The organism is Spirillospora sp. NPDC048819, assembly GCF_040650055.1.
Classification (GTDB): Bacteria; Actinomycetota; Actinomycetes; order Streptosporangiales; family Streptosporangiaceae; genus Spirillospora.
Genome location: NZ_JBEZGN010000011.1, coordinates 59,030 through 79,058, shown reverse-complemented (window position 1 = coordinate 79,058; position 20,029 = coordinate 59,030). Strand labels below are relative to the sequence as shown.

General features: G+C 71.1%; 28 protein-coding genes and 1 pseudogene. 14 read left to right on the top strand and 15 right to left on the bottom strand.

Annotation, left to right across the window (positions count from 1 at the left end; all coding sequences use genetic code 11):
- Positions 1 to 1,276: 1,276 nt before the first annotated feature.
- Complete coding sequence (locus tag AB0C35_RS17540) at positions 1,277 to 1,591, bottom strand: hypothetical protein (protein ID WP_358456887.1); 315 nt, start codon at positions 1,589 to 1,591, stop codon at positions 1,277 to 1,279.
- Here AB0C35_RS17540 and AB0C35_RS17535 point away from each other — a divergent pair.
- The 4 genes from AB0C35_RS17535 (at position 1,490) to AB0C35_RS17520 (ending at position 3,651) form a co-directional block, all read left to right on the top strand.
- On the top strand, positions 1,490 to 2,035 hold the full coding sequence (locus AB0C35_RS17535; RefSeq protein WP_358456879.1) for a transposase: 546 nt from the start codon (positions 1,490 to 1,492) through the stop codon (positions 2,033 to 2,035). The two genes, AB0C35_RS17540 and AB0C35_RS17535, sit on opposite strands and share 102 nt — an antisense overlap.
- A gap of 187 nt (positions 2,036 to 2,222) precedes the next feature.
- A complete protein-coding gene (locus AB0C35_RS17530) occupies positions 2,223 to 2,561 on the top strand; it encodes a metalloregulator ArsR/SmtB family transcription factor (RefSeq protein WP_358456520.1) in 339 nt (112 codons plus the stop codon).
- A complete protein-coding gene (locus tag AB0C35_RS17525) occupies positions 2,558 to 3,028 on the top strand; it encodes an SRPBCC domain-containing protein (protein WP_358456517.1) in 471 nt (156 codons plus the stop codon). The genes AB0C35_RS17530 and AB0C35_RS17525 overlap by 4 nt, the downstream gene beginning before the upstream one ends.
- Positions 3,025 to 3,651, top strand: a complete 627-nt coding sequence (locus tag AB0C35_RS17520) for a dihydrofolate reductase family protein (RefSeq protein WP_358456514.1) — start codon at positions 3,025 to 3,027, stop codon at positions 3,649 to 3,651. The genes AB0C35_RS17525 and AB0C35_RS17520 overlap by 4 nt, the downstream gene beginning before the upstream one ends.
- 106 nt (positions 3,652 to 3,757) lie before the next feature.
- On the opposite strand, the gene AB0C35_RS17515 is transcribed toward AB0C35_RS17520, so the two are convergent.
- Positions 3,758 to 4,030: a hypothetical protein gene (locus AB0C35_RS17515; RefSeq protein ID WP_358456511.1), complete on the bottom strand. Its 273-nt coding sequence runs from the start codon at positions 4,028 to 4,030 to the stop codon at positions 3,758 to 3,760.
- A 249-nt stretch (positions 4,031 to 4,279) separates the two neighbouring features.
- On the opposite strand from AB0C35_RS17515, the gene AB0C35_RS17510 reads away from it, so the two are divergent.
- Positions 4,280 to 4,810: a hypothetical protein gene (locus AB0C35_RS17510; RefSeq protein WP_358456509.1), complete on the top strand. Its 531-nt coding sequence runs from the start codon at positions 4,280 to 4,282 to the stop codon at positions 4,808 to 4,810.
- 33 nt (positions 4,811 to 4,843) lie between these two features.
- On the opposite strand, the gene AB0C35_RS17505 is transcribed toward AB0C35_RS17510, so the two are convergent.
- The 3 genes from AB0C35_RS17505 to AB0C35_RS17495 are packed head-to-tail and all read right to left on the bottom strand — an operon-like array spanning position 4,844 to position 6,017.
- Positions 4,844 to 5,023, bottom strand: a complete 180-nt coding sequence (locus AB0C35_RS17505) for a DUF397 domain-containing protein (RefSeq protein ID WP_358456506.1) — start codon at positions 5,021 to 5,023, stop codon at positions 4,844 to 4,846.
- Positions 5,024 to 5,034: 11 nt separating this feature from the next.
- Positions 5,035 to 5,208 carry a DUF397 domain-containing protein gene (locus AB0C35_RS17500; RefSeq protein ID WP_358456504.1) on the bottom strand — a complete coding sequence of 58 codons (174 nt, stop codon included), beginning with the start codon at positions 5,206 to 5,208 and terminating at the stop codon, positions 5,035 to 5,037.
- Complete coding sequence (locus tag AB0C35_RS17495; protein ID WP_358456502.1) at positions 5,205 to 6,017, bottom strand: helix-turn-helix transcriptional regulator; 813 nt, start codon at positions 6,015 to 6,017, stop codon at positions 5,205 to 5,207. The genes AB0C35_RS17500 and AB0C35_RS17495 overlap by 4 nt, the downstream gene beginning before the upstream one ends.
- A gap of 106 nt (positions 6,018 to 6,123) precedes the next feature.
- On the opposite strand from AB0C35_RS17495, the gene AB0C35_RS17490 reads away from it, so the two are divergent.
- Positions 6,124 to 6,516: an ATP-binding protein gene (locus AB0C35_RS17490; RefSeq protein ID WP_358456499.1), complete on the top strand. Its 393-nt coding sequence runs from the start codon at positions 6,124 to 6,126 to the stop codon at positions 6,514 to 6,516.
- Between the two features lie 5 nt (positions 6,517 to 6,521).
- Positions 6,522 to 6,878 (top strand): hypothetical protein, encoded by a 357-nt coding sequence (locus tag AB0C35_RS17485; RefSeq protein WP_358456497.1) that lies wholly within the window; start codon positions 6,522 to 6,524, stop codon positions 6,876 to 6,878.
- 87 nt (positions 6,879 to 6,965) lie between these two features.
- Here AB0C35_RS17485 and AB0C35_RS17480 read toward each other — a convergent pair whose 3' ends face one another.
- Entirely contained in the window at positions 6,966 to 7,646 is a 681-nt protein-coding gene (locus AB0C35_RS17480; protein ID WP_358456494.1) for a GAP family protein, read from the bottom strand.
- 229 nt (positions 7,647 to 7,875) lie between these two features.
- Between AB0C35_RS17480 and AB0C35_RS17475 the strand changes: the two genes are divergently transcribed.
- Entirely contained in the window at positions 7,876 to 8,304 is a 429-nt protein-coding gene (locus AB0C35_RS17475; RefSeq protein WP_358456491.1) for a hypothetical protein, read from the top strand.
- A 1-nt stretch (position 8,305) separates the two neighbouring features.
- Here the strand turns inward: AB0C35_RS17475 and AB0C35_RS17470 are convergent, their stop codons facing one another.
- Entirely contained in the window at positions 8,306 to 8,461 is a 156-nt protein-coding gene (locus AB0C35_RS17470) for a hypothetical protein (RefSeq protein WP_358456876.1), read from the bottom strand.
- A pseudogene (locus AB0C35_RS17465) lies at positions 8,453 to 8,509 on the bottom strand (hypothetical protein); the annotation flags it as partial. The pseudogene AB0C35_RS17465 and the gene AB0C35_RS17470, both read right to left, overlap by 9 nt.
- An 8-nt stretch (positions 8,510 to 8,517) precedes the next feature.
- On the opposite strand from AB0C35_RS17465, the gene AB0C35_RS17460 reads away from it, so the two are divergent.
- Positions 8,518 to 8,742, top strand: coding sequence for a hypothetical protein (locus tag AB0C35_RS17460; protein WP_358456885.1), 225 nt, complete (start codon positions 8,518 to 8,520; stop codon positions 8,740 to 8,742).
- A 38-nt stretch (positions 8,743 to 8,780) separates the two neighbouring features.
- Here AB0C35_RS17460 and AB0C35_RS17455 read toward each other — a convergent pair whose 3' ends face one another.
- The 3 genes from AB0C35_RS17455 to AB0C35_RS17445 are packed head-to-tail and all read right to left on the bottom strand — an operon-like array spanning position 8,781 to position 11,620.
- Positions 8,781 to 9,374 carry a TetR/AcrR family transcriptional regulator gene (locus AB0C35_RS17455; protein WP_358456488.1) on the bottom strand — a complete coding sequence of 198 codons (594 nt, stop codon included), beginning with the start codon at positions 9,372 to 9,374 and terminating at the stop codon, positions 8,781 to 8,783.
- Positions 9,364 to 10,155: an SDR family NAD(P)-dependent oxidoreductase gene (locus AB0C35_RS17450; protein WP_358456485.1), complete on the bottom strand. Its 792-nt coding sequence runs from the start codon at positions 10,153 to 10,155 to the stop codon at positions 9,364 to 9,366. The genes AB0C35_RS17455 and AB0C35_RS17450 overlap by 11 nt, the downstream gene beginning before the upstream one ends.
- 52 nt (positions 10,156 to 10,207) lie before the next feature.
- Positions 10,208 to 11,620, bottom strand: a complete 1,413-nt coding sequence (locus AB0C35_RS17445) for a GH1 family beta-glucosidase (protein ID WP_358456483.1) — start codon at positions 11,618 to 11,620, stop codon at positions 10,208 to 10,210.
- 40 nt (positions 11,621 to 11,660) lie between these two features.
- On the opposite strand from AB0C35_RS17445, the gene AB0C35_RS17440 reads away from it, so the two are divergent.
- The 4 genes from AB0C35_RS17440 to AB0C35_RS17425 all read left to right on the top strand — a co-directional run bounded on the left by AB0C35_RS17440 (position 11,661) and on the right by AB0C35_RS17425 (position 16,271).
- Entirely contained in the window at positions 11,661 to 12,299 is a 639-nt protein-coding gene (locus tag AB0C35_RS17440) for a TetR/AcrR family transcriptional regulator (RefSeq protein ID WP_358456480.1), read from the top strand.
- Between the two features lie 119 nt (positions 12,300 to 12,418).
- Entirely contained in the window at positions 12,419 to 13,714 is a 1,296-nt protein-coding gene (locus AB0C35_RS17435) for an MFS transporter (RefSeq protein ID WP_358456477.1), read from the top strand.
- On the top strand, positions 13,711 to 15,480 hold the full coding sequence (locus tag AB0C35_RS17430) for a sulfatase (protein ID WP_358456474.1): 1,770 nt from the start codon (positions 13,711 to 13,713) through the stop codon (positions 15,478 to 15,480). Before AB0C35_RS17435 ends, AB0C35_RS17430 begins: the two co-directional genes overlap by 4 nt.
- Positions 15,477 to 16,271, top strand: a complete 795-nt coding sequence (locus tag AB0C35_RS17425) for a formylglycine-generating enzyme family protein (RefSeq protein ID WP_358456471.1) — start codon at positions 15,477 to 15,479, stop codon at positions 16,269 to 16,271. Before AB0C35_RS17430 ends, AB0C35_RS17425 begins: the two co-directional genes overlap by 4 nt.
- Before the next feature lie 56 nt (positions 16,272 to 16,327).
- Here the strand turns inward: AB0C35_RS17425 and AB0C35_RS17420 are convergent, their stop codons facing one another.
- Positions 16,328 to 16,957: an HNH endonuclease family protein gene (locus AB0C35_RS17420; RefSeq protein WP_358456468.1), complete on the bottom strand. Its 630-nt coding sequence runs from the start codon at positions 16,955 to 16,957 to the stop codon at positions 16,328 to 16,330.
- Between the two features lie 317 nt (positions 16,958 to 17,274).
- A complete protein-coding gene (locus AB0C35_RS17415) occupies positions 17,275 to 17,775 on the bottom strand; it encodes a DoxX family protein (RefSeq protein WP_358456465.1) in 501 nt (166 codons plus the stop codon).
- 191 nt (positions 17,776 to 17,966) lie between these two features.
- Here AB0C35_RS17415 and AB0C35_RS17410 point away from each other — a divergent pair, with 191 nt between their 5' ends.
- Positions 17,967 to 18,200 (top strand): hypothetical protein, encoded by a 234-nt coding sequence (locus tag AB0C35_RS17410; protein WP_358456462.1) that lies wholly within the window; start codon positions 17,967 to 17,969, stop codon positions 18,198 to 18,200.
- Here the strand turns inward: AB0C35_RS17410 and AB0C35_RS17405 are convergent, their stop codons facing one another.
- Both AB0C35_RS17405 and AB0C35_RS17400 read right to left on the bottom strand, forming a co-directional pair.
- Positions 18,201 to 19,535: a hypothetical protein gene (locus tag AB0C35_RS17405; RefSeq protein ID WP_358456459.1), complete on the bottom strand. Its 1,335-nt coding sequence runs from the start codon at positions 19,533 to 19,535 to the stop codon at positions 18,201 to 18,203.
- A 117-nt stretch (positions 19,536 to 19,652) separates the two neighbouring features.
- Positions 19,653 to 20,000 (bottom strand): hypothetical protein, encoded by a 348-nt coding sequence (locus AB0C35_RS17400; RefSeq protein WP_358456456.1) that lies wholly within the window; start codon positions 19,998 to 20,000, stop codon positions 19,653 to 19,655.
- Positions 20,001 to 20,029 lie beyond the last annotated feature (29 nt).

Genomic DNA, 20,029 nt, shown 5'->3' with positions numbered 1-20,029 from the left:
GCGGGTCGCAGCACCATCAGGTGCGCCTCGTATATCCACCCGCCCGGCTCGGCCGGATCCTGGCGGCGCACCAGATCGACCTTGTGGAACGCCTCCGGATCGCCCAGGGTGTGCACAAGGTGCGGCCACTGCCCCGCGCCCTGCGGCAGCCGCACCGGCACCACCAGATCGCCCCGGCGCCCGTCCGGGCCACCCGCGTACACCAGCGTCAGCGGCCCGTCATGCTCCCACCACACCCCCTTGTTCCCCCGGCTGCGGGGCGCCGGCGGCACCGGCATCGTGCGGGGCTGGGCCAGCACGCCGGTCCCCGGCGGCAACGCCGCCGCCTCCTGCGGGGTGGTGCCTTCGGGCAGGCCGGGCGCACGGTGGGCGGCAAGGTGACCGGCCAGAGTGCCGTGCAACCGGAACGTCTCCCACTTACGGGACTTGGTGTGGGAACGGGCACGTCCCGGAATCCGGGTGAACTCCCACCACGAACCCACTTTGGGCACACCCTGGCGGCGCCCCGACGCGTCGGCGAACAGGTGCCGTTCCAGGCCGTTCCACACCTCGTCGGCGATGTGCATGGCCACCGCCTTGGACAGGTGATGCTTCAAATGCCCGGAGGCGTCCAGATGCCGGTAGGCCGCCCGCTCCAGCGCCTCCCGCGACAATCCCAGCCGCACCCGCCACCGCTTGGCCTCCCCCGGGGTGCGGCCGCGCCGACAACCGGCCCGGTAGGCCGACGCGCGGGACCGGGCATCACGCCGCAGCGCCCGCTTCAGACTCCACGCCGCGGCGAACAGCCCCTCCAGCCGGTGCCGGGCCGCCGGGTCCGGAGTCAGCCGTAACCGCACCACCGTCACCGGCCCACCGGCCGGACGCCGCCACGCCGGAGCCTTGTTCTTCCCCCGAAACCGCCGCACCTGCGCCCCGTCCGCCATCGCGCCATTTACACCGCGCCGCATGACGGCGGGAGCGGCGCCGTCCTCATTGCCGACTGCGGACTGCATCACGGCCCACCCACCACAGAAACGGCCCTGACAGCCCCCGCCCCCGGCTCGCCGATACTTTTCTAAACACGACCTAGAAGGCTGCTGAAGATCTTGGTGTATTGGCCTCGCCGCGGACGCGGCGGGGCCAGGCTGTTGCGGTGTGGTGATGGGGGAATGGGCCGGGGAGACGATCGGGCAGCCACCCAGGACACCGTCACCCAGCTGATCGCCGCGGTCCGGGCGGTGATCCGCGAGGTGCCGGCTGCGGCCGAGGTCGCCGCCGCCCGGTGCACCGCGCATGACTACTGGCCCTGGTCGCAGGTCAGGACGTCGAACCGGCCGACGGGTCCGACGGACGCGACGGACGCTGGCGCATCGTGGACGGCACCGCACCGGTCCGGGTGATCTCGGTCGTCGATCCCCATGCGCGGCACGTGCACAAGACCCGCAGCCACCGCCAGGACGGTTTCAAGGCCCACCTGGCCGTCGAGCCCGAGACCGGCCTGTTCACCGCCGTGGCCCTGCGGCCGGGCGCCGGGCCCGCCCACCACGAGGCCGTCGTCGGCCTGGACCTGCTCGCCGCCGAGCAGGCACCGGTGGACGTCTTCGCCCGACACCGCCTACTCCACCGGCCACGCCCTCCACACCCTGCGGGCGGCCGGGCACCGGCTGTTCGTCAAGCCCGCCCCACCGCAGCCCGTCGTCCCCGGCGGCCTCACCCTGGACGACTTCGCCATCGACACCACCTCCGCCACCGTGACCTGCCCCTCCGGGCACACTGTCAGGCTCTCGGCCCCCGGCGGGCGGCACCACCAGCCACCCGCCGCCAGGCCGCCGGCGACCCGGCATGGCAAGCCGACTACCGCCGCTGGAGACCACCGGTCGAACGCGCCGTCGCCTGGCTCGTCCACCAAGGCAACCGCCGCCTCCGCTACCGCGGCACCATCGCAGGCGACGCCTGGCTCTGCACCCGGGCCGCCGCCCTCAACCTCCGCAGACTGATCAACCTCGGACTAACCAGAACCAACGGCATGTGGCACCTCTCCACCGCCGACGCATAACCACGGAGGCTGTCCGACCCACAGCCAGACAGCCCCTCACACAAGATCTTCAGCAGGCTTCTAGCCCGCTCAGCCGCAGCACCGCGCGAGACCCCCCGTCGAGCAAAGCGCACTTTCTAGATCGTTGCCGGCCAGGCTCAACACTTAGCCCTTGCGCTAACTATCGTCCGATGTGATACTTAGCCTCATGGCACAGTATTCGGCGCAGCTCGACGGGGTGTTCGTCGCCCTCGGCGACCCGACGCGGCGCGCGGTCGTCCGGCGCCTCGGCCACGGGCCCACCAGCGTCGGCGACCTCGCACGCGAGTTCCCGATGACCCTCCCTTCGTTCATGAAGCACGTGCGGACCCTCGAATCGAACGGGCTCATCCGCACGGTCAAGTCCGGCCGGGTGCGCACCTGCGTGCTCAACCGCGAGCGGCTCGCCCTCGTCGACGACTGGCTCGCGGAGCAGCGCCGGATCTGGGAGGGGCGCACCGACCGCCTCGAACAGTTCGTCACCGACCCGGAGGAGAACACGCGATGAATCCCGACCTCGACCTTGGCCTGGAGCGGATCATCCGCGCGCCCCGGGCGACCGTGTGGAGCGCCTGGACCGACCCGTCCCGCCTTGAGCGGTGGTGGGTCCCGGCTCCGTCCCGCTGCCGGGTGGACCGCCTGGACGTGCGGCCCGGCGGGGCATTCGTGACGCGGCTGAGCGACGACGGGGCCGAGTTCGTCCCGCACATGGACGCGTGCTTCCTCGCCGTCGACGAACTCGAACGGATCGTGTTCACGAACGCGATCGACAGCACATGGCGTCCCGCAACCCCCGCCCCGGTCGCGATGACCGCCACGATCACGCTGAACGACCACCCGGACGGCACGGACTACCGGCTCGTCGTCCGCCACGGCACCCCGGACGCCCGCGCCCATCACGAGAAGCTCGGCTTCGCCGACGGCTGGGGCACGGTCGCCGCCCAGCTCGCCGCATTCGCCGAGGAGTCGCAGTGAAGATCACCCTCACCGAGTTCGTCACCCTCGACGGGGTCAGCCAGGGACCCGGCTCGCCGGAGGAGGACACCAGCGGCGGCTTCGCTCGCGGCGGCTGGCTCGTCCCCCACATGGACGGGACGTTCGTCCAGCGCGCGTCCGACTGGCTCGACCTGGCCGACGGCCTGCTGCTCGGACGGCGGACCTACGAGGCGTTCGCCCGCGACTGGCCGAAGATCACCGACCCGGCCGACCCTTTCGCCGAGCGGATGAACACACTCCCGAAATACGTCGTGACGAACACCCTCACCGAAGGGACGTGGAATCCCACGACCGTCCTCAAGGGCGACCCGGTCCACACGGTCGGCGAACTGAAGGCACGGCCGGGCCGGGAACTCCAGATCCACGGCAGCGCCCGCCTCGGCGACTCACTGCTGTCGGCGGGCCTGATCGACACGCTCCGCCTCGTGGTCGCCCCCGCCGTCCTCCGAACCGGCCGGCGGCTGCTGACCGGCGCGGGCACCCCGTCCGGCCTCCGCCTGCTCCACCACGAGGCCACACCGAACGGCCTGCTCCTCCTCGAATACGAGGTGACCGGCGACGCACGCCAAGCCGAATACGAGGGAGTCGCCGCCTTCTCATGAGGCGCGCCACCCGAACCGGCATTTGGCACACTCCTCCTGTGACTGACGGGCGTGGCGCGCACCGGTGGGGCCATGTGAAGGGCTTCGGGGCGGCCTGGGTGCAGGCTCAGCGGGTGAGACGGCGGCTCGCGCGCGGTTTCGGCCCGGACGCCATGATGTCCCGCAAGCCCAGGCCGTTCCAGGAGCTCGCCCGCATCGTGTGGACGGCACCCGAGGGTGGCCGCGCGTCCTCGATCGCCCTCCGGGCGGCGCGGTCGGCGGCTGCGAACCCGTACGCGCTGCGGGAGATGATGGCCGCGTTCGCCTTCACGACCATGGGCAACGTCTTCTCCAAGCGTCTCGACTCCGTCGCCCCGTGCCCCACGCCGTCCCCGGTCATCGCCTTCCTCCTCGAACCGGCCGAGGACGACACGCACCCCCGGCGAAGACTTCGGCCCGCTGTGCGATCTGCTGGCCCGGACCGACCAGCCCGACATCCTGGACGCCCTCCACTCGGCGTTCTCCCAAGGCGTCGGCGACGCCGCCTATTACGCGGCGAGACCGGGCGAAGCTCCCAGGCCCCGGCCGTACCGGCTGTGGACAGGTACGAGCCCGGCGCTGCTCACCCGCGTGGTGGAGGACCCACGGCGTGGTGAAGTCGCTGCGCGACGGGTTCTCCATCGAGGCCCCGCCGGAGTTAATGCAGGCGTGCAGGCAAGCGCTGCGGCGGCTGGAGGACCCCGCGGCCCGCGACGATATATGCCGAAGCGCCCTTTATGGCGACGAGGAGATGCGCGCTGCCGCCGTCGACGCCGGCTATGTCCCCTCCGGCGTGGATGAGCTTCAAAAGGCGGCGTTCTTGTTCGCCACCGAGCAGTGGGAGCGCTACGAAGCCGCCGACCCCGACGGCACCCTCCTGACCGCCTTCTGCGCCGAGGAGCGCTTCTTTCCCACGAGATGGCGGGACGCGTTCCAGAGGGGCATCCGCAGGGCCGCGAGCAGGTCCGGCCGCGCCGACCCCTTCCCTCCGCCTCCCCGCACGCCGACTCCGTCCAGACGCCGGGACGGCACCGGCGCCTGGCCCACCAGCCCCTCCGACCCAGGCGGCCACGACGCAGGAGGCCACGACGGGGGCGGCTTCAGCGGCGGCGGGTTCAGCGGGGGCGGTTTCTCCTTCTGACCTCGACTACCCCTCCACCACGAAGGGGAGCCGTCAACGCTTCAACTCAGCCACCAGCGCCAGAAAGGAATCACGGCTGACCAGCAGCTTCGGACCATCCGCATCCTGGCTGTCGCGGACGGCGATGTTTCCGAGGATGTTCGCAACCTCCACACACTCGCTCTGCGAGCCCGTGCCGCTGTGGCTCGACTTCCGCCACAGAGTGCGACTCATACCCGTAGGCATCAGCGCTTCAGCTCAGCCACGAAAGCACGGAAGGAGTCACGGCTGACCAGCAGCTTCGGACCATCCGGATCCTTGCTGTCGCGCATCCCCACGTTTCCCGAGAGATTCGCGACCTCCACGCACGCGGACTCCTGACCTGTGCCGCTGCGGCTCGACTTGCGCCAGGTGGTCATGAATATTTCTCCAGTTCGGCTCTCAGGAGGGCCCGAGACGGGCCGACAGGGGCGGCTATGTCGCTTATCAAGTCGTACCTTACTGCCACCTCCTGTATATCGAACGGGTCCATCAGGAACCGGCCACGGCTTGCAGCCTCGGTGTAGGCAACGTCGCGATCATCGACCGTGAGGATCATGAAAGGGCCGTCGAGTCCCGGATGCGCCCCAGCTTCCTTCTCCACGACCCGGAGACTGACCTGCGGAAGTTCGCTCAGTTCGATCAGATGGGCGAGTTGATCCCGCATGACCTCACGCGTGCCGACCAATTGCCCCAAAACTGCCCACCCCAGAAACGCGGTCAGGCGCGGAGGGTTCTCCTTGTCGAAGACGGCCGCCTTGCGGGACATCCGCCGCTCTAGGGCTGAGTTCGGGTCGTCGGCGGTACCGGCCATCAGCGTGGCGCGTGCATAGTCCGGCGTCTGGAGAAGGCCAGGGATCACGGACGTATCGGACATCCTGATACGCGTCGCACGCCGCTCGAACTCCGCGAGCGACAGGAGCCAATCCCCCTCGTCGGCCCTGTCGGCGAAGTCGACCAGGTTCGTGAACATGTCGTTCGTCGCCCAGAGGCGGTCGATGATCTCGGCGTGGGCGCGCTTGAGCCTGAGCGTCGCGGACTCGTATCGGGAAACGGTCGAACGGTCACAGTCGAGGACGTCCCCGAGAGCCTGGCCGGACATTCCGTGCGCCTCACGGTATCGCCGCAGGTGAACCGCGATGAAGTGCCAGATTGATCTTGACGGGTCCAGTGAATCCCGCGCGTGCATGGCCCCTCCTGGTTTGTTGCGGTCCATTCCGGAACGTAGCGAAGCTATCGCGGAGCGTGCACGCTGTCAGGCGCATCAACGGAAACGTCACGGAAGGGTCAGGGCAATGCCGTCAGCGGCTCGCGTGGAGGAGATACCGACTCTCGTTCTGGAATCCGATGATCAGGCGCCACGCCTGGCGCGGCGGTTTCTCGCCGAGCGGTTCCGGGAGTGGGGAATCGGCGACGACTACGTGGGACGGCTCGTGGTCTGCGAGCTGGTCACCAATAGTTACCTGCACGGGAAAGGTCCGATCGTCGTGCGGGTGTTCCGCGACGGACACGACGGCCTTGTCGTCGTGGAGGTCGAGGACGCCGGTGAGGGCCTGCCCTTCATACCGCCGGAGAATTACGCAGCGACCTCGGGGCGAGGATTGCTGCTCATGGCGGAGCTCGTCCAGCGGTGGGGCGTCCGGCCCCTGGACGAGGGCGGCAAGGTCACCTGGGCGACGCTCCGTTGAGAGCGGTGCTGCGGTGGCGGACCTGGGTGGGGCGCCGACGGACGGTCCGGGACCTGGAGTCGCTCGCCGCCGCGCTCGAACCCTGCGGATGGCGGCTGCTCCGCTACTACCGACGCAAGGATTTTCCGGTTTCGCTTCCGCTGCTGAGGGTGTACGCCAGCGGGATCGAGCGCGACGTCGGGCTCGTGATCGCCGTGCGGGCGACACCCCGCGGGACCTGGGGCTACTTCGCCGTCAAGACGGGACGGTCGGAGTTCTTGTTCGCGTGCGGGGACGCCCAGGCGGCGGCCGAGCGGATCGACGGTCTCCTCAAACACCAGATGTACCCGCGAACATTTCCACCGCCGCGTTGTCTGCGGTAGTGCTGGGGGTCGGTCGTGGTCGGCGGGGATGAGATCGGCGGGACGGACGCCCCGGATCCTCGACGGCCGCCGCGCTGGGTGGTGAGGTTAGTTGATGAGGCCGCTGAGGCCCTTGCCGAGTAGGACGGTGCCGATGACCAGCAGCAGTACGAACATCACTGTGGCGTTGTTGTGCTCCAGCCACGCCTTGAGGGTGTTCAGTGGGCCGCGCATCCGTTCGGCGTTGGTGAGGTAGACCGCGACCGGCACCGCCACGCTGGACGCCGCGATCACGGTGAACACGGCGACCGCGACGGTCTCGCCGCCGGCGCCCATCTCGCCCTGGGCTATGGCGATTCCTGCGGCGGCGCACATCATCAGGTTCTTCGGGTTCACCGCCGACAGCAGCGCCCCCAGCGACGCCGCCCTCGCCGGGGTCAGCTTGTCGATGGCCTTCATCCACCCGGGCAGTTCGGCGGCCTCACCCTGGACGGGACGTGTGGTCCACTGCTTCGCGGCCAAGGTCAGCATGAGCACGCCGAGCAGCAGCTTGATCCACGAGACCGGTGTCTTGGGCTCGCCGGACGAGGCGGTCATCCCTACGGCGTTGGCGATCACGATCAGCACGGTCGTCGCGATCACGATGCCGGCGACCCAGCCGATAAGGAAGCCCAGCCCGGAGGCGCGTGCCCGGGGCGCCAGCAGCATGAGGATCACGGCGATGACCGGGATCGGGCTGATCGCCACCCCGACCGCCAGCGGCAGCAGTTCCCCGATGGCCTCGCCCATATGCGTCCCCGATCCGCGGACGAATACGCCGCTGGCATTCCTGCATACCCGCCGTCAAGGCGTCGATGCCACGCCGGTTGTGCGGCCTTTTCGCCACTTCATGGACGGTGCACGTTTTCGTCAAATCACCCTTAGAAGGCGGTTGGTCAAGGTTTGCACCCTCCCCACAAAGGGGGAGCTTTCGGTCACCGAGTCGGCGGCCCCGGTCCGCCGTGAGGGAGGGGTTCCCATGACGACCAAGATGGCCCACGGCGCTGCCTCGGCCTCCACGCGGCAGCGCCACCGCACCTCGGGGTGGCTGACCTTCGCCGGCACGCTCGCCCTGGTGGTCGGCGCGTTCAACATCATCGCCGGACTGGTGGCGCTGTTCGACGACGACTACTACCTCGTCGGCGAGAACCAGATCCTGGTCTTCGATTTCACGGCCTGGGGCTGGATCTGGCTCATTCTGGGCATCGTCCAGATCGCGGTCGGCGCCGGCATTGTGGCGGGCCAGATGTGGGCCCGTGCGGTCGGCGTGTTCTTCGCCGTCCTGGCGGCGATCGGGCACCTGGCCTTCCTTCAGGCGTTTCCCATCTGGTCGGTGCTCACCATCGCCCTGTGCGTGCTGCTGATCTACGCGCTCACCGCACCGCCGGCCGGGGCGAGGGCCAGCTGAGTCATCGGTAGCGCCAGAGGCGGGTTGCTCCGCTGCCGGAGCCCGCAGCGGCGGCGAGCATTTTGCCGTTGGGCGCGAACGCGACCGTGGAGACCTCGGTGGTGTGGCCGCTCAGGGTGCCCGGCCGCTTCGCGGGGCGGGCGGCGGCGTCCCACACCCGGATCTCCCGGTCCTGGCTGCCGCTGACGAGCGTGCCGTCCGCGCTTGTTCCCGGTGGCGAGCCGTCGCCCGTCCCGGTTGAACGCGATCGCGGCGGCGCCGCCCCCGCGCGAACCGTTCCCGGAAGTGGGCGTCGCCGGCGTGTTCGGGGCGGATCAGCTTCACCGCCACCTGGCGTCCGCCGGGCGACTCCCCCAGGAACACCTGGCCCATGCCGCCCTCGCCGAGGCGGGCGTCGAGCCGGTAGGGGCCGATCGTGCGGGGGTCGCCGGGGCGTAGAGGGGCCATGCGTCACCTGCTCGTCGGGAGCCGGGGAGTCAGGGTTGGAGCGACCGCCAGATGCGGGACGGGAGGACGTCGGCGGCCTCGTCCAGGTCGATGGCGGGGTCGCACGACAGCCAGCGGCGGGCGGTCTCGGCGACGGGGCCGATGAGGAGCATCTCCATCGTCGCGGGCGAGAGCGGGGCCACCTCTCCCGCCTTGATGTGCGGGACCATCCATTCGACGAGACGCGCGATCCGGGGCGCCTTCAGTTCGGCGACGACGTCCGCGTGCTCAGGGAGGAACGCGGCGTGCGCCGACGCGTGGATGAACCGCGCGGCGTCGCTGTGCTCCCGGGTGAACGCCAGGTAGGCGCGTGCCACCGCCTCGACGCCCGCCCGCGCCTCGGTGATCCCGGTGAGCGCGTCGAGGAGGGCGTCCAGGAGATCGGCCAGGCAGCGGGCGCACAGCGCGGCGGCGAGGCCGTCGAAGGAGCCGAAATGGTGGTAGAGGCTGCCGCTGCTCAGGCCGGTGGCGTCGATGACGGCCGTCATCGTGAAGCCCTCGCGGCCGTGTTCCGCGTGCACCCGGAGGGCCGCGTCGAGGACCCGGGCGACGGTCACGTCCGTGCCCTGGTGCTTACGCGGCATCGACTGCCTTCACGGCGTCGTCCCAGAGCCGCCGGGCGAGGGCGGTGTCGCGGGCGACGGGCTTGAGCCGCTGCTCCCTGCGTCCGTGGAAGTACCGGCCCGTCCCTTCGGCGGTCAGCAGGTTCGCCACGGGCTCGGCGCCGGCCTCGGCGGACTTGAGCGTCCGCTTGACGGTCCGCAGCAGCAGTCCTTGGACGCCACCGCGCTCGCCCAGGCCGGTCCGCAGGACGCCCGGGTGCACGGCGTCGATCGTCACACCGGCATCTTTCCACCGCTCGGCGAACAGCGGGACCATCAGCAGGTTGGCGAGCTTGGTGTTGGCGTAGGTCTTGGTGGCGCTGAAGTCAGCGCCGGCCGGCGTGCGATCCGGGTCGACCTTGCCCATGACGTACAGGCCGGCGCTGACCTGCACGACCCGCCGCAGTTGCCGCTCAAGCAGCTGGTTCAGCAGGAACGGCGCGAGATGGTTGGTGAAGAACGCCTGCTCGAACCCGTCCTCGTTGAGGTCGCGGCGGCTGGGCCAGACCGCCGCGTTGTGGACGAGCGCGTCGATGGCGGGGACCGCCGCGGCGATCTCCCCGGCGGCGGCCCGCGCCGTCCGGAGGGTCGACAGGTCCCCGACGAGGAGTTCCGCGCCGATCTCCCGCGCGGCGGCCCGCCCTTCGTCCGGCCGCCGCGCCATGATCGTCACCCGGTGGCCGCGCCGGGCGGCCTCCGCCGCCACGGCCCGCCCCACCCCGCGGTTCCCGCCCGTCACCACCACGTTCAGCGTCTCGCCCATGGCAGGGCAGCGTAGCCGGTACTGGAGACTCTCTCTAGAGACTCTCTCTAATTTATCGGCGCGCGGCCAGTTGGTCCCGCAGCCAGTGGTAGGACGCCTTGGGCGTGCGCTTCTGCGTGGCGAAGTCGACGTGCACGAGACCGAATCGCTGGTCGTTGCCCTCGGCCCACTCGAAGTTGTCGATCAGCGACCAGATGAAGTAGCCGCGGACGTCCACCCCGTCCTCGATGGCCCGGTGCAGTGCCCGGATGTGGCCGTCCAGGTAGGCGATCCGGTCGCGGTCGGGGGTGCCCGGCTCGTCGCGGGCCGAACAGCCGTTCTCGGTGATGAGGATCGGCGGCAGGGCCTCGCCGTAGGTGCCGCGCAGTCCCGTCAGCAGTTCGTGGAGCCCGCCCGGGACGACCGGCCAGCCGAACGCGGTGACCGGGTAGCCCTCGATGGGCGTGTCCGCGAACGGCAGCCCGGCGGCCTGGATGTGCCCCTCAACCTCGCTGAGCACGGACGCTCCGGGGGCGGCGTCGCCGGAGCCGCCCGGGGCGGCGATCCGGGTCGGGCTGTAGTAGTTGACGCCGAGGCGGTCGAGCGGCGCGGAGATCACGGCGAGATCGCCGTCGCGGATGTAGTCCGGCTCCGCCGGGACGCCGAAGGCAGCGAGGTCGGGCAGGCGGCCGAGCAGAACCGGGTCCGTGAACAGGCGGTTCTGGAGGGCGTCGAAGGCGTCGGCGGCCCTGCGGTCCGCGGGGGCGCCGGTGGCCGTCCACACCGGGCTGTAGTTGTTGGTGATCGCGATCTGGCCGGACGTCCGCTCCCGCAGCACCGGAACGGCGAGTCCGTGGCCGAGGAGCAGGTGGTGGGCCACCGGCAGGGCGTCCAGCAGGAGCGTCTCCCCCGGGGCGTGCGTCCCGATGGCGTAGCCCTCGGACATGTGGACGAACGGCTCGTTCAGCGTGATCCAGATGCCGACCCGGTCGCCCAGGCGGTCGGCGACGAGGCCGGCGTACTCGGCGAAGCGGTGGGCGGTGTCGCGGTTCAGCCAGCCGCCGCCGTCCTGGAGCGCCTGCGGAAGGTCCCAGTGGTAGAGGGTGAGCGCGGGCGTGATCTGCCGCTCGGCGAGCGCGTCGACCAGCCGGTCGTAGAAGTCGAGGCCCGCGGCGTTGGCGGGTCCGCGGCCCTCGGGCTGGATCCGCGGCCACGCGACCGAGAACCGGTAGGCGTCGACGCCGAGGCCGGCCATCAGCGCGACGTCCTCCGGCCAGCGGTGGTAGTGGTCGCAGGCGACGTCGCCGGTGTCGCCGTTCCTGATCCGGCCGGGTTCGGCGCAGAAGGCGTCCCAGATGGAGGCGCCCCTGCCGTCCTCCTTCACCGCACCTTCGATCTGGTAGGCGGCCGTGGCCGTGCCCCAGAGGAAGCCTTCGGGAAATCGGGGAAGCACGCGCTCTCCTCTCCTAACATGAGTGTGCGTCATATTTAACATGAACATGCGTCATGTTTTCGAGAGGTGGGGGATGGGGACTCCGGACGGGGTGCGGCGCAGGCCGACCCAGCGGCGCAGCGTCGAGCGCGTCGAGCGGCTGCTCGACGCGTGCGCCGAACTGCTCGCCGAGACCGGGCACGAGGCGCTGACCACCCGGGACGTCGCCCGGCGGGCGAACGTCCCGATCGGCACGCTCTACCAGTTCTTCGACGGCAAGTCCGGCCTGCTGTACGAGCTGGCGATGCGCAACCTGTCGATCCTGGTCGCGCGCGTCCACGAACGGCTGACCCGCGAGCCGATGCGGAGCTGGGCGGACGCGGCCGTCCTGGTCTACGAGGAGAGCCTCGCGCTGCGCCGGACCGTCCCCGGCTTCTTCGTGGCCGACTTCCGCGACACCGGCGCCATCGACACCGACCTCGTGCACCGGATCGACGCGCAGATGGCGGCGCGCATGTACGAGCTCGGGACCGAGAAGGCCGGGCTCCCGCCGCTGCCCGACCACGAGCGCGTCCTGCTCGTCGCCATCACCTCCTCGGACGGCCTGCTGCGGCTCGCCCACCGCTCGCGCGAGGACGGGGACCCGGCCGTGATCGCCCTCGGCGCCCGCCTCCTGCGCGCCTATTTCGCGGAGGTGGCCGGCCCCTCGGAGGACACCGGCGCGGGCGAATAACATGAGCCTTGTTCACTTTTGGCCGGATCGGTGATATCACTCACGAAGCCCCATGAACCGCCGCCCGCCCCGAGGTGATCGATGACCGCCACGCCCCGTCGCCGCGAAGCCGAGGTCCGATGGACGAGGTGAAGGTCGCCGGGCCTCCCGGCATCCGCGACGACGGCGGGGTGGGGCGGAACTGGCTGCTCGGATACGGGGCCGCCTGGTTCGGCTACTGGCTCGTCATCCTCCTGCCGCCGCAGTTCATGACGCCCCACCTCATCGGGCACATCGCACCGGACGACAAGGTGGGCGTGCTGTCCTACCTGATGGTCCAGAACTCGCTGGTCGTGGTGGTCTGCGTGCCGGTCGCCGGGATGCTCTGCGACCGGAGCCGGACCAGGTTCGGCCGCCGCCGCGTCTGGGCGCTCGGCGGTTTCCTGCTCGCCGCCGTCCCGTACGCGATGATCGGCGCGCAGACGAGCTGGCCGGTCGTGGCGGGCCTGATGGTGGTCGTGTCGGTGGGGGCGTCGGCGGTGCTGGCCTCGCTCAGCGCCGTGATCGCCGACCGGGTGCCGCCGCACCGGCGGGGCGCCGCGTCCGCCGCGATGGGCGTCCCGCAGGTGATCGCCCTCGTCGTCGGCATGATCCTGGTAACGATGGTCGTCACGTCCATTCCGTGGAGCTGGGCGCTCATCGCGGTGCTGGCCGCCGCGTCGCCGCTGCCGTTCTTCCTCGCCCGGACACGATCCCGGCCCGCCGAACGGCCGATGGCCCCTTCTACGGACGCGCCCATGGACATGCCCGCAGACGTGGTCGCGGACCCGGTCGGGGCGCCCCGGCCCGGGGAGCGGGTGCCGTTCCCGCGTCCCCGGAAGGACCCCGACTACTACTGGGCGCTGACGTCCCGGGTTCTGATCAACGCGGGGAACCTGGCGGGGACGACGTACCTGCTGTACTTCCTCACCGACGTCCTGCACCGGCCCGACCCGGAGACGTCGCTGCTCATCCTCACGCTGATCTACCTGGTGTGCTGCGCCACGACCGGCTGGCTCGGCGGCAAGGCGTCGGACCTGCTGGGACGCCGCCGCGACCTGATCGCCGTCGCGGGGGCGCTGCAGGCCGGCGCGGCGGCGCTGCTCGCGATCGCGCCCGCCTGGCCGGCGGCGATGGCGGGGGCGGTGCTGCTCGGCGCGGGCTACGGCGCGTTCCTGTCCGTCGACCAGGCCCTGGTCACCGACGTGCTGCCGGACCAGCGCAGCCGCGCCCGCGACCTCGGCGTCATCAACGCGGCGCAGAACGTCCCGCTGGCGTTCGGCGTCGCCTGGCTCGTGCTCACCTTCGTCGGCGGTTACCGGGTCCTGTACGCCACGGCCGCCGTCATCATGCTGCTCGGTTCCGTCTCCGTCTACCGGATCAGGAGTGTGCGGTGAAAGCCGTCATGGTCATGTTCGACACCCTCAACCGGCGGTTCCTGCCGCCGTACGGGGCATCGGGCGTGCACGCCCCCAACTTCACCCGGCTCGCCGAGCGGACGGCCACGTTCGACAACTGCTACGGCGGCAGCATGCCGTGCATGCCGGCGCGCCGCGAAATGCACACCGGCAGGTACAACTTCCTGCATCGCGGCTGGGGGCCGCTGGAGCCGTTCGACGACTCGGTGCCGGAAATCCTCAAGGAGAACGGCGTCTACACGCACCTGGCCACCGACCACCAGCATTACTGGCTGGACGGCGGCTCGACCTACCATCCGCGCTTCAACACCTTCGAGTTCTTCCGGGGGCAGGAGGGCGACGAGTGGAAGGGACATGTCGCCGACCCCGCCGTGCCCGACTCCGTCCCGCATTCGGCGAACCCGCTGCGCCGCCAGGACTGGGTGAACCGCCTTTACATGAAGGAGGAGGCGGACCATCCGCAGACGGGCACGTTCGACGCGGGCCTGCATTTCATCAAGACCAACCATGCCGAGGACAACTGGTTCGTCCAGATCGAGACGTTCGACCCGCACGAGCCGTTCTTCACCTACGACGACTACAGGAAGCTCTACCCGGACGACTACGACGGCCCGCACTTCGACTGGCCCGACTACAAACAGGTCACCGAGACGCCCGAGCAGGTCGCGCATCTGAGGAACCAGTACATGGCGCTGCTGTCCATGTGCGACCGGTCCCTCGGACGCGTCCTCGACACGATGGACGAACTCGACCTGTGGGACGACACGCTCCTCATCGTTTGCACCGACCACGGGCTCCTGCTGGGCGAGCACGACTGGTGGGGCAAGAACGCGCCGCCGTTCTGGGACGAGACGATCCACACCCCGCTGTTCATCTGGGATCCGCGCAGCCGGGTCGCGGGCGAGCGGCGGGCCGGCCTCGTCCAGACGATCGACTTCGGGCCCACCCTCCTGGAGTTCTTCGGCGTCGACCGCACCCCCGACATGCGGGGCGTCCCGCTGCGCGAGACCGTCGCGCGGGACTCCCCCGTCCGGAAGGCGGGCCTGTTCGGCTGTTTCGGCGGCCATGTCAGCGTCACCGACGGCCGCCACGTCTACATGCGCGCGTGCGCGGAGCCGGGGAACCGGCCGCTCGCCGAGTACACCCTCATGCCCACCCACATGCGGGGCCGCATGCCGGTGGAGACGCTGCGGGACGCGACAATGGCCGACCCGTTCCCGTTCACGAAGGGCGTCGCACCGCTGCGGCTCCCCGGTTTCTCCTACACCGACCCCTACTCCTTCGGCACGCTCCTGTACGACCTGGAGAACGACCCGGAACAGCGTTCACCCCTCATCGACGATGAACTCGAATTGCGCATGGTCACGCTCATGGTCGACCTGATGCGCGCCGAACACGCGCCCGCCGAACAGTACGAACGTCTCGGCCTGCCGCCCTCCGGGCCGGTGACCGCCGCGCATCTCCTGGTCGAGAAGCAATGGGACCAGGTGCGGGCGTCCGGAAAACCGCCGCTGACCGCCGCGGAGTTCCCCGCGTCCCGCCTGTCCGTGACGACGCCGACGCACCTCCTCGTCGCCGAACCGGCCGCCGAGGCCGTCCTGCGGAAACATCTCGGGGCCCTCATGGACAGCCCGCTGCTGCCGGAGGCGATGCCGTTCTCCCTCCTCGAAATCGCCGGAATGGCCGTGGGCGTCATCAGCCGCGAAACCCTGCACGACATCGCCGACGACCTGAGCGACCTGTGACCACCCTGATCCATCTCCCGGGCGGCCCGTTCCTGATGGGCGGTGAGGACCGCGACGCGAATCCCGGCGACGGCGAAGGCCCGGTCCGTGAGGTCTCCGTGGCGCCGTTCGCCATTTCCCCGTACACCGTGACCAACGCCGAATTCGCCGCGTTCGCCGACGCCACCGGACACCGCACCGACGCCGAACGTTTCGGCTGGTCGCACGTCTTCGCGGGCTTCCTCCCGGCCTCGCTCCGCCGCGTCTCCCCGCGGACCGAACGCGCCCCGTGGTGGTGCGCCGTCCGCGAAGCGTCCTGGCGGCGGCCCGAAGGGCCGGGCTCCTCGCTGGACGGCCGCGCCGACCACCCCGTCGTCCACGTCTCCTGGAACGACGCCACCGCGTTCTGCCGCTGGGCCGGCGTCCGCCTCCCCACCGAAACCGAATGGGAGTACGCCGCCCGCGGCGGCCTGGTGGGCAGACGCTTCCCGTGGGGCGACGACCTCACCCCGGACGGCCGGCACATGTGCAACATCTGGCAGGGCCGTTTCCCCACCCGCAACACCGCCGAGGACGGCTACAAGGGCACCGCCCCGGTCACCGCCTTCCCACCGAACGGCTACGGCCTGCACAACATGGCCGGGAACGTCTGGGAATGGTGCGCCGACTCCTGGGACGACGGCAGAGCCCTGCGCGGCGGCTCCTACCTGTGCCACGACTCCTACTGCAACCGCTACCGCGTGGCCGCCCGCACGAACAACTCCCCCGACAGCTCCTCCGGCAACACCGGCTTCCGCTGCGCCGCCGGCTGAGGGCCCGGCGGGCGCCGCCGCCCCGTCCGCATGGCCGGGGGCGGCGGCGCCTGCGGTCAGCAGGTGCCGAGCATCGCCGACAGGGCGCTCTTCTCGGCGCCGTCGACGGTGAGGTCGTAGTACCACTTCACCTGGATCCAGGCGCGGGCGTAGGTGCAGCGGAACGCGGAACGCGGCGGCTGCCATTCGGCGGGGTCCTTGTGCCCCTTGGCCTGGTTGACGTTGTCGGTGACGGCCCACAGCTCGGGGCCGCCGAGGTCGTTGGCGTAGGTCTGGCGGCGGGACGTCGACCAGGCCCAGGCGCCCGACGCCCACGCCTCGGCGAGGGGCACCACGTGGTCGATGTCCACGTCGGACGCCGCGTACCAGGTGGCGCCGTCGTAGGGCGAGTACCAGGAGCCGGAGGTCGGGTAGCAGGAGGAGTTGGTGGCGACGTTCCGGCCGTCCCGCTTGAGGACGGTCTCGCGGGTGTTGCACGACCCGGAGATCGTGATCCAGTGCGGGAACAGGTCGCGGTCGTAGCTGCCGGCGTGCGACTCGGCGGCGACGGTGAGCGCGGCCAGCCGGTACGCGGCGGTGGAGGCGGACGGGATGTTGGGCGGGGTCGCGGACGCCGGCGCGGCGGGAACGCCGATCAGCGCCGCGGCCAGCACCGCGGGTAGCAGGAGCAGGAACGGTCGTCGCATCGGGGGGAGCCCTTCTGCGGCCGTTCCCTGCCAGGGCGGGGGGCGCTCTGAGCGGGGCGGGAACGGCGGCACTGCGACGGTGACATTTGGGACAAATCCCAATAAATGTCACGCATTGCTCAGCCGCGACCCCGCCTTTGGTCGGAAGCTGCCGTCCAGCCCCGTCCCGACCCCCTCTGGCCTGCCACGACAGCGCGGGCGACGAGCCCGTCCCGGCGGATGAAAACTCGCTGAACCCCGCCCGCACCGGAAGAATCGCGCCTCCGAACACCTGAGCTGCCGGGCACGGACGAGGTCCGCGCCCGGCAGGAGGCGGCTCACACCTTCAGCCGCCGGTCCGCCGGCCGGGCGTTCCCGGGCTCCGGGCGGCGGGCCTCCCGCGCGTGGTGCGCGACCACGGCCAGCGCCGCGGCCAGGAAGATCACCTGCATCACGGTCCTGGGGACCAGGCGGTCGTCCCACGGAAGGTCCGTTCCGTTGAGGGCCAGGTGCACGTTCGCCGGGAACATCCCGACCAGCATCAGGCTGAGGCCGCCCGCGGCCCACGGCGCGGTCCGCCCCCACAGGAGTCCCGCCGCGCCGGCGAGCTCCAGCACGCCGGTCACGTTCACCAGGAACTCCGGTGCGGGCAGCGCGGGCGGAACCATGTCGATCAGTTCCTGGCGCATGCCGACGAAGTGCGCGATCCCCGTCACCGTGAACATCAGGGCGAGCCCGCCGCGCAGCGGCACCGGCCACGGCCGCAGCCTCCGGACGCCCGCCCGGCCCGCCACCAGCCCGGCCAGCGTGCCTCCGATCAAGAACATCAATGGTGCCATGTCGATCCCCCTTCGAACTTGTCACTGACAAGTTTCACCGCCACAGGGCCATCTTGTCAATGCCTAGATTGATTTCGACGGGAAGCCGGGCTGGCCGCGCCGGAACGTACGTGATTTCCCGGATACCGGCCGCAGACCTTCCGAGCACACACTGCAGTCGTACGACCACTCCGAGTAATCAGGGAGGATCCGTGAGGATCAGGAAAGCCGCCCTCGCCGCCGTGGTCGCGGGCTCCGCACTGACCGTCGGCGCGACCGCCACCCCGGCGCTCGCCGCGTCGTGGCACAACACCGGCCAGACCTTCTACTGGTACTCCAGCTGCGCCGCGGCGGGCAAGGCCGGGATGTCCTCCGGCTGGCAGGCCTACGACTGCAAGGGCAGCTCCGCGCCGTGGGCCAGCTACGAGCTGTGGGGCCTGTACTGATCAAGTACTGATCGGGCACCGGACGAGTCCGGACGGCACGACACCGCCCCCGTCCACCGCGGCGGGGGCGGTTTCTCTTTCTAGGTCGCGAGGCCGGGCAGGGTGGCGAGGAGCCGGCGGCGTTCCTCCTCGTCCTGGCGGACCTGCTGACCGTAGAAGCCGCCGCCCCGTATCGCGGCATCGCCGTTGGCCAGTTCGTGAAGCTCGGGCAGCAGCGGGGCGGCGTCCGCGCCCAGGTCCCGCAGCGGCTCGACGATCCACGGCCCGGCTCCCAGGTGTGCGAGCCGCCGCCGGACGGCGTCCACGAGCGGCGCGGCCTCGCCGGATCGCGGACGGGTCGTCCCCGCCGGACGTGGCCGCGACGTCGCGCAGTGCGGGAAGGAGATTATCGATGGGCAGTTCGTGCTCGACCGCCGTTCGCGCCGCTGGCAGAGGCTCGCCGCAGGCTGCGGCTTCGGCGATGCGGGCGCTCACCTGTCCGGTGTCCCCGGTGATCGCGGCGAGCGCCCGCGCGCAGTCGAGGCGCCGCCCCCAGGGGGCCTCCGGGTCGTCGCGGACCAGGGTCAGCGCGGGCACCGCCGCCGACGCCGCGGGACCGATCGCGGCGAGCGCCCGAACCGTCCACCCGCGGTCGTGCAGGACGAGCGGGACGAGTTCGGGCACCGCGCCCGCCGCGACCGGCCCCCACAGGTGCAGCAGCCGCGTCAGCCCGTTCACCTCGTTGTGCCACTGCATCCTGCCGAGGTACGCGTCGTACCCGCCGGACTCCGCGGGCCCTTCGGGAGGCAGCGCCGCCAGCCGCCGCCGCACCGCGGCCAGCAGCTCCGGGTCGGCGGTCACGCCGGTGTCGATGAGCAGGTTCAGGGCGTCCGCGGTGATCCCGCCCGCGACGAGCGCGGTCATGAACGGTCTGCGCCAGCGGGGATCGCCGAGCGCGATCAGCGCCTCCAGAGCCGCGCCGAACACCCGCGCCTCAAGTGAGCCGACGTCCTCGAACGCGGCGGGCGGTGGGTCGGCGACCTGTTGCGCCAGGGATTCGACGGCCTCCGCGGCGGCCTCGGCCACATCACGGATCGCGGTGGCCGCGGTGAGGCGAACGCCGATGTCGGGATGCCGGATGCCCGCTGCGAGCAGCGGCGCCGACTCGGCGCGGGCCGAGCGTGACCGCACGCACCGCTCGTAGGCGGCGTCGATGGCCGTCCGCGCGGAATCGGCGGTGCCCTGGTCGAACAGCGTGCGGGCCAGGGCCGAGAACGACGCACCGTCGATCCGGGCGGCGATGTCGCCGAACGGGTCGTCCGCCCAGACCCAGCCCTTGAGCGGCTCACCTTTCATCCAGCATTCGATGACCGCGGCCGAAGCCGCGTCCGACCATGGGAGCCCGTTGGCGGCGATCGCCCACAACGCGCCGGCACGGACGGCGGACGACCGTCCCGCCACCTCATCGGCCAGTCATGCGGCGCTGCCCGGCGGGTCGAGGCGGCCGGCGGCGGCCAGCAGGCCCGCCAGCACGCGCGGCGACCTCTCCCGTCTCCGCCGCGCCCGCAGCGCGGGCACCACCTGGGCCGCGCGGTCGCGAGGAAGGTGGCCGAGCACGTAGGTGGCGTGGTGCCGGATCCCGGCGTCCGGATCGTCCAGCAGCGGCAGCAGCAGCCGGGTCTCGCCGGCCAGGGCCGCGCCCACGTCCGCGATGACCTGCGGGGCGGCGTCGTCGGTGGCGGCGATCGCACCGAGCAGGGACACCAGCGTCCCGCGCCGGCGCGTCCCGGAGTGGGCGGCGAGCCGGGCGATGAACGGCACCGCCCACGGCGTCGCACCGACAGCGAGAT